Here is a 13028-nt window from a genome sequence, read left to right as displayed (position 1 = left end):
TCACGCTTGCGCCAGAAGCATTCGCCCCTGCTCGCCGCCATCGCCCTCCAGGCGTTCGGCGATGACCCGGGCCATGCCGTCGGCCAGCCGGGCGGCGTGGTCCAGGATGTCCGGCGCGGGGGCCGGCCCCGCCTCCTCGATCAGCCGGCACAGCCGGTTGCCCAGTTCGCTGACCAGGGGGTAGCCGAAGGTGGCCGCCTGGCCCTTCATGTCGTGGCTGATGGTAAACAGCCGGGGCAGCAGGGCGGCGAGGTCGGCGCCCGGCTGTCGCGCTTCGTCCAGGCAGGATTGCAGCCGGACGGAATCGGCCGCGGCCCAGTCGAGGTAGCGCCCCGACAACCCCGCCAGGGCCGCCTCGGCCCGGGCCAGGGCCTCGGGGGAAAGTTCGGGAAGCTCGCCGTCTCCGGCCATGTGGGGACTATTCCGCAGCCTGTTCCGCCGTCTCGGTGCGCCGGCGATCCTGCTCGATAAGTTCGGTGGCCCGGGCGATGATTTCAACCGCCGAAATGGGCTTGGCGATGATGTCGTCGATGCCGGTTTCCACCGCCGATTCCAGAACGGCATGGTGCAGCGAGGGGCTGATGGCCAGGATCGGCACGTCGGCGCGGCCGATTTCGCCGCGCCGCAGCCGGTGAACGAACAGCACACCCTCGGTCGGATCGTCGGACCAGTCCATGATCACCAGTTGCGGCGTGCGCGAGGCGACCAGGGCCTCGGCCTGCTGCGGCGTGCGGGCCTCGACCACTTCATGGGCGGGAACCGCACCCATCAGCGTGCCGATCAGGCGCCGCATATGGGCGTTCGGTTCGATGATCAAGACGCAGACGCGCCGTCCCATGCCCTCTCCCCCGAGACGTCCGGCGCATGGGACATGCCCCCGCGCCGCGTATTCCTTCCCTGGCCGGCTCGTTGGCCGGAATTGGATGCTTTCACAGCTTATCCGGTGAATACCTTAACACCGTACAGGCGCTGCGGAAAACCGAGTCTCTAGTATTAGGTGGAATCACAGTGGGGTTATAGGGTGGGTATGGGGCTTGCCTAACGGCCCGGGCGGAGTAACCTTGGGGGATGATGAAAAAACTCCTCTCGCTGGGCGCCGCCGCCCTTGCCGCCCTGGTGGGCGGTTGCGGCGACGGCCCCTCCACGGTGCCGGGCGGCTATCGCAATCCCGCCACCTGGAGCACGTTCTTCGCCGCCACGTCGTCCGGGCCGCTGCTGCTGGAAGTGCATGGCGATCCCTTCGGCGTGTCGGCTGCCGAGTTGCGAAACCAGGTGGCCAAGGCCATGTCGGCGGCCATTCCCGCCCGGCCCTTCGCCATGACCACCGATCCCCAGGCGGCCAGCCTGCCCAAGGTCAAGGTGGTGGTGGCCCTGGGGGCGCCGGCCAATCAGGATGCCGCCGAATTGTGCGCGGGCCGGGTGGCGACCAGCGCGGCCAAGGCCGATGGCGGGCGCATCGACGTCATGGCGGTCTTCTGCCACGGGGGCGCCCAGATGTCGTGGGTGCGCGGCTGGGTGTCCAAGGTCAACGGGCCGGGCGATGCCCGCTTCGTCCGCCTCATGGGGCAGGTGATGCGGGACCTGGCGGGCGATCCCCAATGAGCGGCGAAAGCCGGCTGGCGGGGGGCGAGTCGGAGCTCCTGCCCTGATTCCAGATCGTGACATTTGATGAAGAATGCGTTAACGTGATCCTCTAACCGTTCAGCCAGAAAGGCAGGACCATGGACGCATCATCCGTCGGCGCCGGGAATTCGGCGCTCTATCTTCAGCGGGCCGCTGCCGGATTGCAGGCACCGCTGACGGTCATCAAGCAGGAAGAAATGGCCGCCCAAGCCATTGCGCAGGTATTGACCCAAGGCGGTCAGTCGGCGCAGCAGGCTGCTGCGGTCGCTGATTCCGCCGTCAAAAGCGGTTCCATCGGCACGATCGTGGATATTTCGGTCTAGGCCTTGGGTGGCCTAGGCCCGCCAAGCCGTTGGGCGTCAGGCATGGCGCAGAGCGGGGCTGGCGGAGTTCATCTTTGACGCAAGGCTCGGGGAAGCGATGGCTGCCCTGCGGGCCTCTTTTTTTGTCGATCTGGACGTCGCGGTCCAGGGCCTCTTCTCCTCACCGGCATTGAATTGCCCCGCTCCTCAGGCCAGGGTGGCCAGGGGGGCGATCCCGATTCCGGCGACGGTCAGGCCATCGCGCAGCCGCCGGGCCAACGCCACGGCGCCGGCATCGTCGCCGTGGACGCAGACCGACTGGGCGCGGCAGGCGATGTCGCGGCCGTTGACCGACCGCAAGACTCCCTGCGTCACCATGCGCAGCACGTTGGCGGTGGCCTCCTCGGGATCGTGCACCATGGCCTGGGGGTGGGAGCGCGGCAGCAGATTGCCGTCCTCGCCGTAATTGCGGTCGGCGAACACCTCTTCGACCACGATCAGCCCGAGGTTCCGCCCGGCGGCGGCCATGGCCGATCCGGCCGGGGCCAGCAGGATCAGGCCCGCATCCACGGCGCGGATTCCCCGCGCCACCGCCAGCGCCGCCTCGCTGTCCACCGCCGCCAGATTGCTGAGCGCCCCATGGGGCTTCACGTGCCCCACCGATGCGCCGCAGGTGCTGGCGATGCCCTTGAGCGCGCCGATCTGGTAGGCGAGCAGGGCCTCGATCTCGGCGACGGACAAGGCCATGGCGCGGCGGCCGAAGCCTTGCAGATCGGCATAGCCGGGATGGGCGCCGATGCCCACACCGGCCGCCCGGGCGGCCCGGATCGTGCGGGTCATCACCATGGGGTCGCCGGCATGGAAACCGCAGGCGATGTTGGCCGACGAGACGATGTCCAGCATGGCCCCATCATCGCCCATGGACCAGGCGCCGAAGGCCTCGCCCAGATCGGAGTTCAAATCCACGCGCAGCACCATGGCCGCCTACCTTCCCAATCCGCTGACCGCGTCCACTATGCCCGAGACCAGGTCGGAACCATAGAGCGCCTCCATGTCGATGCCGGTGGGCGACAGCGGCGTCATGGCCCCGATGGCTTGCCGCACGCACTGCTCCAGGTGGCGCCGCGCCGCTTCCGCCTCGGCGACGCTCACGGCGGCGAAGGTCAGCACGGTTCCCGGCACGGCGCGGCCCAGGCGCGGCAGATCGGCGGAGATCACCGTGGCGATCTTGGCATAGCCGCCCACCGTCTGGCGGTCGGCCAGCAGAATGATGGGGTGCCCGCTGCCCGGCACCTGGATGCAGCCGCCGACCAGCCCGTCCGAGGCGATGTCGGCCGGCCCCCTATGGCTGAGTTTGGGGCCGTCCAGGCGCAGGCCCATGCGGTCCGCCTCGCGGGTGACGCGGAATTCCGCTTCCAGAAGGGTGGCGATGGCCTCTGCGGTGAAGGATTCGGCCTGGGGGCCCAGGACCACCCGGACCGGCCCGGTTGGGTAATCCATGGGGCGGCCCAGCACCGTCTCGTCACGGGCGGCGCATTCGCCTTGCCGCAGGGGCAGTTTGATCCCGGCCGACAGCGGCTTGCCTCCCAACGGTCCCAGTCCGGCGCGGGCATAGGTGGACAGGCTGCCCATCACTGGCGCCAGGGCGAAGCCGCCTTCCACCGCCAGATAGGCGGTGGACGAACCGCTCACCGCGCCGACGGTCAGCACGTCGCCGCGGTTCAGGCGGTGGGAGCGGTTGGCGGCCACCGGCCGGGGCGTGCCGTTCTCGGCGATGACCAGTTTCACCTCGCCCGCCACGGCGATTCGCACCGAACCGGCCGTGACGCGGAGGACGGGGCCCATATAGCTGATCTCCAGTGCACCGTCTCCGGGATCGTTGCCCGCCATGGCGTTGGCGAGACGCAGGCCGATGGGATCCAGCGCGCCGGCGGGCGGCACTCCCTGGTCCTGATAGCCGAAGCGGCCCAGATCCTGAACCGTGGTGTAGAGGCCGGGGTGAACGATCTCGAGCCCCTCAGTCATGGGACGATCCCTTGTCCCGGAGCGATTCGAACGTCCGGCGGTCGATGGCGCGAAAGCGCACCCGGTCGCCGGCCGCCAGCAGGCTGGGCGAATCGCGGTCCAGGTCGAACATCTTCAGCGGCGTCCGTCCGATCAGGTGCCAGCCGCCGGGGCTCTCCCAGGGATAGACGGCGCACAAGGAATCGGCCACCGCCACCGAGCCCGGCGGCACCTTGAGCCGGGGCGAGGCCCGCCGCTTCAGGCGCAGCGCCTCGGGCAGGCCGCCCATATAGGCGAAGCCGGGCATGAAGCCCAGCATGTAGACGAAGAACTCGGCCCCCGCGTGCAGGGCGATGGCCTCGTCCCTGGACAGGCCGCGCGATGCCGCGATCTCCCCCAGATCCTCGCCCAGATCGGCATCGTAACAGACGGGAATCTCCCACAGGCGGCCGGCGGCCTCGGGCGCCGTCCCGCTGGTGCCGGCGATGGCGCGGATCTCGGCCTCGATCTCGGCGCGGCAGGTCGCCAGCGGATCGTACTGCACCAGCAGCGAGCGGAAGGTGGGAACCGTCTCCACCAGCCCCGCCAGCCTCCCCGCCCGGTACGCCTCGGCCACGGCATGACGCAGCCCGGCGACCCGGGCGCTCGCGGCCGGATCGATGCATTCGCCGAATTCGACGCTGAAGGCGGTGTCGCCCACATCGGTGATGCGCAATGTCTCCATCCCCGCATTGTCCGCCCAGTGGCGGCGGGCGCAACGGAAATGTGCGGGGGGCGACGTCAGACGCGAGGGCGCCTGCAAATTGGCGTCAAATTTTCGCGGCGCCCAGCCGGCTCTCCATCAGCCGGCTCTCCATCTGTTCTTTTCGGGCAGAGAGCCGCTCACCGATCCCCGCACCGCCTTAAATGCCGAAGGCCCCCGCAAAGGGGGCCTTCGGCATTTAAATGGCGGAGGGAGAGGGATTCGAACCCTCGATACGGCTCAACACCGTATACACACTTTCCAGGCGTGCGCCTTCAACCGCTCGGCCACCCCTCCGCACCACGCGAACCCGGCGTGCCGGGTTCGGGGAAGGGCGGGAAGATACACGAGGGCTTAATGGTGTGCAACCCCCTATGAGATTCGGCCGATGTTACTGAAAACGGTTGAATTTCAGATAACTTCGGAGCAAACCTATATTCATTCGTTAGAGAATGGCGATAATCGTCGGGGGCATACATGTTCTTCGGGCGCGTGACGGGATGGCTGCTGGTCGGACTTGCCGTGATCATGGCGTCGGCTGACGCCGTGTTGGCGCTTGGCCCGACCGAATATGCGAGCATCGTCACCGCCGATGTGGTCACTCTGCTCGCTGGCCACGCTCCCGATACGACGGATGCCGGACGCTCCGTCCTCAGCGGCCTGGCGGCGGCCATTCTCGACATGCCCGCCTGGATCGCCGTCGGCCTGATGGGCCTCAGCCTGTCCGTCGCCTGCCGCAAGCGCCAGCGTCAGCGCCGCTTCGTCTTCCGCCGCTGAACCTATCCCGCTTTGTCCCGCAAGAACGGGTGAAGACAACTCGATCGTCGGTTCAATGAACGCCAAAGGCCGCCCTAGCTAGAGCGGCCTTTGTATGTTGCTCCTCAAAACCCGCAAAGCCATTGCGTCTAACCCACCGAAAGCAATGGCAGCGGGGACGGAGAATTCGCCGTGGATGGCCAACGTGCAACACAGGAGTGGTTGCCGGCGTATAGATGGAGGCTCGCTTGAGCCGTCTATTCGCAGGACAACGTGAAAAAGCTTTCATTTGCCCGCCCACCATCTCCATGTTAGCCGTCATCTGATATCGTCAGAATGGATTGCCGTCCTTGTCCCGTTTGATGTCCACCCTTCCGGTTCGGAAGCTGGCTGCTCTGCTCAGCCTGCTGATGATTCTGCTTGGGGGACCGGCGGGCGGGGCATTCGCCTTGTGCCTGGGCGGCGATGGGCATCTGGCCATTGAGGCCGCTCAAGCCCAGCATCACGATCTTGGATCGGCGGATGGCCTTTCCGCCGGGCACCACCTGACGGCAGCGGTCGATTGCGTCGATATCCCCCTGGTCCAGTCCGCTCCGCCGATCCTCAAGCAGCAGACTGTCCTTGGTTCGGACGTGGCTCTGCCCGTTTCGCCGGCCCCGTGGGCTCTTTCCCCCAAGGAGCCGCCGACCATTGTCGCCGCCTTCCCCACGGAAGGGCCGTCGCTTGACCCGCGTCTGGTCTCCCACCGCTCGGTGGTTCTGCTGAACTGAGTTTTCTCCGCTAACCGAACGTCTTTGCGCGTCTGCCTTGGGGCGGATGCGTTCGTCCCGCGTTTGCTTACGGAGATCTCTCCATGCGTCCCCATATCCTGATCATCGCCCTGATGGCGGTGGGCCTGTCGGCCTGCGCCTCCACTCCGACCATCCCCCTGGCCCAGCGCCTGGAGGGCAAGACACCTGAAGACCGTCAGGAAACCCTGCGCCGCGCCTGCCTGGCCGAGGCCAACTGGAATCTCGACCAGACGGCGGCACGCATGCCGGCCAACATGCAGCACCGCTACCGCGATTCGAACTCCACCCGCGAGACCAGCCACCTGAAGGAACTGTGCCGCGAGATGGCCGATCTGCCCGCCATCAAAGGGCGCTCCCCCATGGAGACCAAGCGGCGTGCCGAACTGGCCGAGAAGTGCCGCCGGGAAACCGACGACCACCTCGACCTCCGCAGCACGGAGAGCGCGGCCCACATGGCCCGGGTGCAGGAAATCTGCGAGGCCATGACCGGGTTCGATCTTCCCGCCCAGGCGAACTGAAACCTACCGGCCGGCATCCGCGTGCCGGCCGGTCAGCCGCCCCATCCTCCCGAAAGGAGACCCACGCCATGTCCCGTTCCATCACCATTGCCGTCCTGGCCGCCCTGCTGCTCGGCGCCCCCGCCTGGGCCCAATCGTCCAAGGCCAAGTCCTGCGACCTCCTGCCCGAGTTGAAGCAGGGCCTAAAGCATTTCGACGGCAAACCCGCCGACCGCGACCGCGCCAAGTGGCAGATCGAGACCGCCGAGAAGCTGTGCAAGGAGGGCAAGGCCGACGAGGCCAAGGGCTACATCGATGTGGCCCACGGCCTGGTTCTCAAGGACCACAAGCATTGAGCCCGCCAAGGATCCTGGCGGCGATCCTGGCACTGGGCCTGACCTTCCCGGCGGCGGCCGCGACCGGCCGCCTGGATGAGCAGGCCGCCATCGCCGCCGCGCAGGGGCGCGACGACCTGCGCAACGCCACGGAAGGCGCCGTCGATGCCTCCCGGGCCGAGGAGGATGAGGCCGGGTTGTGGCCCAATCCCACCTTCGAGTACGAGCGCGATCGCACCAAGGGGGCCGGAGGAGCCACGGTGCAGGACACCTATCGCCTGTCCCAGCCGGTGGACGTCTCCGGGCGGCGGGGCTTGCGCCAGGATGCCGCCGGGCGACGGGTTGACGCCACCCAATCCGAGGCCCGCCAGCGCACCCGCGAGGCCGGGGGCGAGGCCCGCAAGCTGTTCTACGCCGTGGTGATGCGTCAGCAAGCCAAGGCGGCGGCCGAACGCTGGGCCAACCGTCTTGCCGAGGCGGAAACAGTGCTGACCAAACTGAGGAGCGGCCGCGAAGTGTCGGGCTACGACGCCCGGCGCCTGACCCGCGAACGGGTGGCCGCCGATGCCAGGGTCAGGGCCCTGAACGCCGATCTGTCGGACTCGTGGGAGCGTCTGCGCGCCCTGATGGGCTGGGCTCCCGGCACCATCATGCCCCGGATCGAGGGCGCTTTGTTGCCCCCACCCTCGCTCGGCCTCGACGACCTGATGTCGCACCTGGAAGACCGTCCCGACCTGCGGGCGCTGCGGGCCAGAATCGCCGCCTCCGACCTGGATCGCCGCGCCGCCGACCGGGGCTGGATACCGGACCTCACCCTGGGGGCCGGATTGAAGCAGGTGGAGCAGCCGGATCGCAGCGACCAGGGCGTCCTGCTGACCGTCTCGGCCCCGCTGCCGCTGTTCGACCGGGGGCAGGCCGCCAGCCGCAAGGCCGCCGCCCAGTCCCGCGCCACCGCCGCCGATCTGGCGCTGGCCCGCGCCAAGGCCGAGGGTGAAATCCGCGGCCTATGGCGCCGAACGGCCGAGTTGCGCGAGACGGCGCTGAACTTCCGGGAAAGCTCCCTGGCCCCGTCCCGCGACCTGTCGCGCATCGCCCAGGGCGCCTACCGGGCGGGCGAGATGAACGTGCTGGAACTGCTCGACGCCCACAAATCCCTGCTGGAAGCCGAAACCACAGCCATCGAGTTGGAGTTCGGAGCCCGCGAAGCCCACACCGAACTGATGCTCGCCACCGGAGAGACCGCGCCATGAGAAAGCTGATCATCGCCCTGGCCGCCGGAACCGCCCTGGGGGGAGCCGGAATCTACGCCACCATGGTCCCCCGGCATGCCGTCAAGGCCGCCCATGCCGAGGAAGGGCATTCCAACGGGGGCGAGCACGCCCACGCCGAGGAACGCCTGTCCTCGACCACCTTCGCCGTCTCCACCGAACTGTTCATGGAATATCCGGTTCCGGTGGCGGGCGAGGCCGGGGACTTCGTCCTGCACTTTACCCGGCTGGCTGATTTCAAGCCCCCGGCCGGAGGAGAGGCGGTCATCACCCTGTCGGGCGGCGGGCAGCCGGACGAGAGTTTCCCCGCCCTCATGGACAAGCCCGGCATCTTCCGCGCTCTGGTCATTCCCAAGGCGGCGGGAACCCGCCGTCTGGGCGTCGCCTTGCGCACACCCGACGGAGCGGACCGGCACGATTTGGGCGAGATCACCGTGCATGCCGACGACGCGGGCGCCAAGGCCGCCATGGACGAGGCCGATCATGGCGAAAAGACGGGACGGATCGCCGTCACCAAAGAGGTCCAGTGGAAGATCGACTTCGCCACCGCCGAAGTGCGTCCGCGCCTGATCCGGGATTCGGTGGCGGCCAGCGGAACCATCCGGGCACGGGCCTCGGACGAGGCCATCGTCGCGGCGCCGGGCGCCGGGATGCTGACTCCGTCTCCTGACTTTCCACGCATGGGGCAGATGGTAGAGAAGGGGCAGGTTCTGGCCTGGCTGGTGCCGCAACTGGGGGCCGAGACCGATTCCGCCACCCTGGAACTGGGAAGCCGCAAGGCCCGCCTCGCCCTCGACCTGGCGACGCAGGAGCGCCAGCGGCTGGAAGGGCTGCTGAAACTGGAGGCCATCCCCGAGCGCCGGGTGATCGAGGCCCGCAACCAGGAGGCCGCCGCGCGGGCGGAACTGGATGCCGCTTCCCGCCGCGCCGCCCCCTACCAGGGGGCCAAGGGCGGCATCGCCCTGCGTGCTCCGGTTTCCGGCCGCCTCGCGGCGGTCAACACCCAGCCGGGTGCCACCATCGGCCAGGGCCAGCCCCTGTTCCATATCGCCGGCCTGTCGAAACTGTGGCTGGAGGCCCAGATCCCCGAGGCCCAGATCGGGCGGGTCCGCGATCCCCTGGGGGCGTGGTTCACCGCCGATGGCTACGAGACTGCCACCCTCATCGAGCAGGGCAGGAACGGTCGCCTGATCGCGCTGGGCGGCGTGGTGGACAAGGAGAGCCGCACCGTTCCGGCGCTGTTCGAGTTCGACAATCCCGAGGAGCGGTTCCGCATCGGCGCCTATGCCCAGGTCCGGGTGTTCACCGGCGCGGCCGAGGAAAGTCCTGCCGTTCCGGCCTCGGCGATCCTCGACGACAACGGCCAGCCGGTGGTGTTCGTCCAGACCGGCGGCGAGTCCTTTGAACGCCGCGCGGTGGTAGCCGGCCTGCGTGACGGCGATTTCGTCGCCATCCGCGACGGCGTGTCGGCGGGCGAGCGGGTGGTGGCCCGGGGCGCCTATCAGGTGAAGCTGGCGGCGGCGGCTCCGGCCTCGCTGTCCCACGGCCACGCGCACTGAGGAGCGCTCATCCATGATCAGCTACATCATCCAGTGGTCGCTGCGCTCGCGGCTGTTCGTCCTGGCCGCCGCCGCCCTGCTGCTGGGCTGGGGGACATACGAGACCCTGCGCATGCCGGTGGACGTGTTTCCCGACCTCACCGCGCCTTCGGTCACCGTCGCCACCGAGGCCCACGGCATGGCCCCCACCGAAGTGGAGCGGCTGGTGACCTTCCCCATCGAGACGGCGCTGAACGGTGCGCCGGGGATTCGCCGGGTGCGCTCCAGCACCACTGTCGGCCTGTCCACCGTGATCGTCGAGTTCGACTGGGGCACCGACGTGCTGACGGCGCGGCAAATCGTGGCGGAGAAACTGCAACTGGCCCGCGCCTCGCTGCCGCCCGACGTGACCGCTCCGGTGATGGCGCCCGCCGCCTCGGTGATGGGCGAGATCATGTTCATCGCGCTGCGCTCCGACCGCTATGACGGCATGGCGGTGAAGGCCGCCGCCGACTGGGTGGTGCGCAAGCGCATCCTGGCGGTGCCCGGCGTGGCCGAGGTGCTGCCCATCGGCGGCGACGAACGCCAGTATCAGGTCACCATCCGCCTCGACCGGCTGGCCGCCTACGGCATTACCGTGGATGAGGTGCTGGCGGCGCTGAAGGAGGGCAACCAGAACGCTCCCGCCGGCTTCTATGCCGAGGGCGGGCAGGAATACCTGATCCAGGGCATGGGGCGCATCAATTCGCTCGACGATATCGGCGCCACGGCGGTGGGGCGCAGGGGCGGCGTTCCGGTGCTGATCCGCGACGTGGCCGAGGTGGCCATCGGCCCCGGCATCCGGCGCGGCACCGGCTCCAACAACGGCAAGCCCGCCGTGGTGCTGGGCATCCAGAAGCAGCCCGGCGCCAATACCCTGGAACTGACCCGGCGTCTCGATGCCGTGTTCGCCGATCTTCGCAAGACCCTGCCCGAGGGGATGGTGCTGTCCACCGACATTTTTCGTCAGGCCGATTTCATCAATGTTTCGGTGCGCAATCTGGTGGATGCGCTCAGAGACGGCGCCATCCTGGTGGTGGCCATCGTCTTCGCCTTCCTGATGAACGGACGGGCGACGCTGATCACGCTCACCGCCCTGCCGCTGTCCTTGGTGACGGCCATTCTGGCCATGAAGTCCATGGGCGCCTCCATCAACACCATGACGCTGGGCGGCCTGGCCATCGCGCTGGGCGCCCTGGTGGACGATGCCATCATCGTGGTGGAGAACATTGTCCGCCGCCTGGGCGACAACCGGCGCTTGGCCCCCGACCGGCAGCAATCCCCGATCCATGTGGTCTTCGAGGCCACCCGCGAGATCCAGGGCTCCATCGTCTTCGCCACCCTGATCATCATGCTGGTGTTCCTGCCGCTGTTCTTCCTCACCGGCGTGGAGGGACGGCTGATGGTTCCGCTTGGCCTCGCTTACGTCATCTCGCTGGCCGCCTCGCTGTTCGTCGCCATAACGGTGACGCCGGTGATGGCCTCGCTGCTGCTCGTCCGCCATAAGGAGGGCGAGGCCGGGCACCAGCCCGCCCTGATCCGCTGGCTGCTGGCCCGCTACGACCGGGTGCTGGCCGCCACGCTCACCCGCTGGAAGGCGGTGGCCTGGGGCTCGGGGATTGCGCTGGCGCTCAGCATGACGGCCCTTGGGCTGGCGGGCCGGGCTTTCCTGCCCGATTTCAACGAAGGCACCCTGACCATCTCGGCCTCTACCCTGCCGGGAACCTCGCTGGAGGAATCGGCCACTCTCGGCCAGTTGGTCGAGGACGCCCTGCTGCGCCAGCCCGAGGTGACGGCGACGGCGCGGCGCACAGGCCGTTCGCCGCTCGACCCCCACGCGCTGGGCATCCACGAATCCGAGATCGAGGTGAGCCTGGCCATGAAGGAGCGCAGCAAGGAGGACTTCCTCGACGCACTGCGCCGCGACTTCGCCCAGATCCCCGGCATGAACATCATCGTCGGCCAGCCCATCTCGCACCGCATCGACCACATGCTGTCGGGCAGCCGGGCCAACATCGCCATCAAGATCTTCGGCAGCGACCTTTACGACCTGCGCCGGGCGGCGGTCCAGGTGAAGGCGGCGGTGGAGAAGGTTCCCGGCGCCGTGGATGTCTCGGCGGAACAGCAGACCGACATCCCCTTCCTGACGGTCAAGTTCAACCGCGCCGCCATCGCCCGCCATGGCCTGACATTGCGTCAGGTGGCCGATTCCATCGAGACGGCCTTTGCCGGAACCACCGTCTCCAAGATCATGGAGGGTCAGGCCACCTACGATCTGGTGGTCCGCTACGATCCTTCCGTGCGGGGCAGCCTGGACGCCATCCGTGAGACGCTGGTCACTACCTCGTCCGGTGCCCGCCTGCCGCTGATCGCCCTGGCCGATATCGCCAAGGACAGAGGCCCCAACAGCGTCAGCCGCGAAAACGTCCAGCGCAAGATCGTGGTCACGGCCAACGTGGCGGGACGCGACCTGGGCAGCGTGGTCGAGGAGATGCGGGCTAAGGTGGAGGCCGAGGTCAAACTGCCCCAGGGCTATCATGTCGAATTCGGCGGCCAGTTCGAGAGCGCCGCCGAGGCCACCCGCACGCTCGGCCTGCTGAGCCTGGTGGTGGTGGCGGGCATCTTCCTGCTGCTCTTCCTGGCCTTCCATTCGGTCAAGGACGCCCTGCTGGTCATGCTCAACCTGCCGCTGGCCCTGATCGGCGGCGTGGTCGGCGTCTACATGACCGGCGGCGTGATGACCATCGCCGGCCTGATCGGCCTGATCACCCTGTTCGGCATCGCGACGCGCAACGGCGTGATGATGATCGCCCATATCCACCATCTGGCCGAGCGGGAAGGGGTGGCCGATCCGGCCGAGGCGGTACGCCGTGGCGCTCGCGAGCGTCTGGCGCCCATCCTGATGACCGCCCTGGCCGCCGGCCTGGCCCTGATCCCGCTGGCCCTGTCCGGGGGACAGCCGGGCAGCGAGATCCAGGCCCCCATGGCGGTGGTGATCCTGTGCGGGCTGGTGTCGTCCACCATCCTCAACATGGTGGTGGTGCCGGCGCTCTACCTCCGTTTCGGCTCCATCCGCCGGGAAATCCTGCGCCATGACACGGTTCGCCGCCGTGCCACGGACATGGCCTGAGGA

At 68.3% G+C, this 13028-nt stretch carries 14 protein-coding genes and 1 tRNA gene; 9 read left to right on the top strand and 6 right to left on the bottom strand.

Features of this window, described 5'->3' with window-relative positions; genetic code table 11:
- On the bottom strand, positions 1-411 hold the full coding sequence (locus WV31_RS03165) for an Hpt domain-containing protein (protein WP_085372225.1): 411 nt from the start codon (positions 409-411) through the stop codon (positions 1-3).
- A gap of 7 nt (positions 412-418) precedes the next feature.
- Complete coding sequence (locus WV31_RS03160; protein WP_085372224.1) at positions 419-838, bottom strand: response regulator; 420 nt, start codon at positions 836-838, stop codon at positions 419-421.
- A 230-nt stretch (positions 839-1068) separates the two neighbouring features.
- On the opposite strand from WV31_RS03160, the gene WV31_RS03155 reads away from it, so the two are divergent.
- Both WV31_RS03155 and WV31_RS03150 read left to right on the top strand, forming a co-directional pair.
- Positions 1069-1602 carry a hypothetical protein gene (locus WV31_RS03155; protein WP_085372223.1) on the top strand — a complete coding sequence of 178 codons (534 nt, stop codon included), beginning with the start codon at positions 1069-1071 and terminating at the stop codon, positions 1600-1602.
- A gap of 119 nt (positions 1603-1721) precedes the next feature.
- Positions 1722-1946, top strand: coding sequence for a hypothetical protein (locus WV31_RS03150; RefSeq protein WP_068428098.1), 225 nt, complete (start codon positions 1722-1724; stop codon positions 1944-1946).
- Positions 1947-2132: 186 nt separating this feature from the next.
- On the opposite strand, the gene WV31_RS03145 is transcribed toward WV31_RS03150, so the two are convergent.
- The 4 genes from WV31_RS03145 to WV31_RS03130 all read right to left on the bottom strand — a co-directional run bounded on the left by WV31_RS03145 (position 2133) and on the right by WV31_RS03130 (position 4968).
- Positions 2133-2903 (bottom strand): LamB/YcsF family protein, encoded by a 771-nt coding sequence (locus WV31_RS03145; RefSeq protein WP_085372222.1) that lies wholly within the window; start codon positions 2901-2903, stop codon positions 2133-2135.
- Positions 2904-2909: 6 nt separating this feature from the next.
- On the bottom strand, positions 2910-3950 hold the full coding sequence (locus tag WV31_RS03140) for a biotin-dependent carboxyltransferase family protein (protein ID WP_085372221.1): 1041 nt from the start codon (positions 3948-3950) through the stop codon (positions 2910-2912).
- Positions 3943-4653 carry a 5-oxoprolinase subunit PxpB gene (pxpB, locus tag WV31_RS03135; RefSeq protein ID WP_085372220.1) on the bottom strand — a complete coding sequence of 237 codons (711 nt, stop codon included), beginning with the start codon at positions 4651-4653 and terminating at the stop codon, positions 3943-3945. The genes WV31_RS03140 and pxpB overlap by 8 nt, the downstream gene beginning before the upstream one ends.
- Before the next feature lie 222 nt (positions 4654-4875).
- Positions 4876-4968, bottom strand: a tRNA-Ser gene (locus tag WV31_RS03130).
- A 180-nt stretch (positions 4969-5148) separates the two neighbouring features.
- On the opposite strand from WV31_RS03130, the gene WV31_RS03125 reads away from it, so the two are divergent.
- The 7 genes from WV31_RS03125 (at position 5149) to WV31_RS03095 (ending at position 13025) form a co-directional block, all read left to right on the top strand.
- Positions 5149-5448, top strand: coding sequence for a hypothetical protein (locus WV31_RS03125; protein ID WP_085372219.1), 300 nt, complete (start codon positions 5149-5151; stop codon positions 5446-5448).
- A gap of 329 nt (positions 5449-5777) precedes the next feature.
- Positions 5778-6197, top strand: a complete 420-nt coding sequence (locus WV31_RS03120) for a hypothetical protein (protein ID WP_145980721.1) — start codon at positions 5778-5780, stop codon at positions 6195-6197.
- Positions 6198-6280: 83 nt separating this feature from the next.
- Positions 6281-6736 carry a hypothetical protein gene (locus WV31_RS03115; RefSeq protein ID WP_085372217.1) on the top strand — a complete coding sequence of 152 codons (456 nt, stop codon included), beginning with the start codon at positions 6281-6283 and terminating at the stop codon, positions 6734-6736.
- 68 nt (positions 6737-6804) lie between these two features.
- Entirely contained in the window at positions 6805-7071 is a 267-nt protein-coding gene (locus WV31_RS03110; RefSeq protein WP_085372216.1) for a hypothetical protein, read from the top strand.
- Positions 7068-8300: a TolC family protein gene (locus WV31_RS03105; protein WP_085372215.1), complete on the top strand. Its 1233-nt coding sequence runs from the start codon at positions 7068-7070 to the stop codon at positions 8298-8300. The genes WV31_RS03110 and WV31_RS03105 overlap by 4 nt, the downstream gene beginning before the upstream one ends.
- The gene (locus WV31_RS03100) at positions 8297-9877 is read left to right on the top strand and encodes an efflux RND transporter periplasmic adaptor subunit (RefSeq protein WP_085372214.1); all 1581 of its coding nucleotides are present in this window, start codon (positions 8297-8299) and stop codon (positions 9875-9877) included. The genes WV31_RS03105 and WV31_RS03100 overlap by 4 nt, the downstream gene beginning before the upstream one ends.
- A gap of 13 nt (positions 9878-9890) precedes the next feature.
- Positions 9891-13025, top strand: a complete 3135-nt coding sequence (locus tag WV31_RS03095) for an efflux RND transporter permease subunit (protein WP_085372213.1) — start codon at positions 9891-9893, stop codon at positions 13023-13025.
- The last annotated feature ends 3 nt before the right edge of the window (positions 13026-13028 follow it).

Origin of the sequence: Magnetospirillum sp. ME-1 (assembly GCF_002105535.1) — a bacterium.
GTDB lineage: Bacteria > Pseudomonadota > Alphaproteobacteria > Rhodospirillales > Magnetospirillaceae > Phaeospirillum.
This window is presented reverse-complemented; position numbering and strand designations above follow the sequence as displayed.

Coding starts and splice junctions, on each gene's coding strand:
- WV31_RS03165 (WP_085372225.1), bottom strand. CDS start 411: ATGGCCGGAGACGGCGAGCTTCCCGAACTTTCCCCCGAGGCCCTGGCC.
- WV31_RS03160 (WP_085372224.1), bottom strand. CDS start 838: ATGGGACGGCGCGTCTGCGTCTTGATCATCGAACCGAACGCCCATATG.
- WV31_RS03155 (WP_085372223.1), top strand. CDS start 1,069: ATGATGAAAAAACTCCTCTCGCTGGGCGCCGCCGCCCTTGCCGCCCTG.
- WV31_RS03150 (WP_068428098.1), top strand. CDS start 1,722: ATGGACGCATCATCCGTCGGCGCCGGGAATTCGGCGCTCTATCTTCAG.
- WV31_RS03145 (WP_085372222.1), bottom strand. CDS start 2,903: ATGGTGCTGCGCGTGGATTTGAACTCCGATCTGGGCGAGGCCTTCGGC.
- WV31_RS03140 (WP_085372221.1), bottom strand. CDS start 3,950: ATGACTGAGGGGCTCGAGATCGTTCACCCCGGCCTCTACACCACGGTT.
- pxpB (WP_085372220.1), bottom strand. CDS start 4,653: ATGGAGACATTGCGCATCACCGATGTGGGCGACACCGCCTTCAGCGTC.
- WV31_RS03125 (WP_085372219.1), top strand. CDS start 5,149: ATGTTCTTCGGGCGCGTGACGGGATGGCTGCTGGTCGGACTTGCCGTG.
- WV31_RS03115 (WP_085372217.1), top strand. CDS start 6,281: ATGCGTCCCCATATCCTGATCATCGCCCTGATGGCGGTGGGCCTGTCG.
- WV31_RS03110 (WP_085372216.1), top strand. CDS start 6,805: ATGTCCCGTTCCATCACCATTGCCGTCCTGGCCGCCCTGCTGCTCGGC.
- WV31_RS03100 (WP_085372214.1), top strand. CDS start 8,297: ATGAGAAAGCTGATCATCGCCCTGGCCGCCGGAACCGCCCTGGGGGGA.
- WV31_RS03095 (WP_085372213.1), top strand. CDS start 9,891: ATGATCAGCTACATCATCCAGTGGTCGCTGCGCTCGCGGCTGTTCGTC.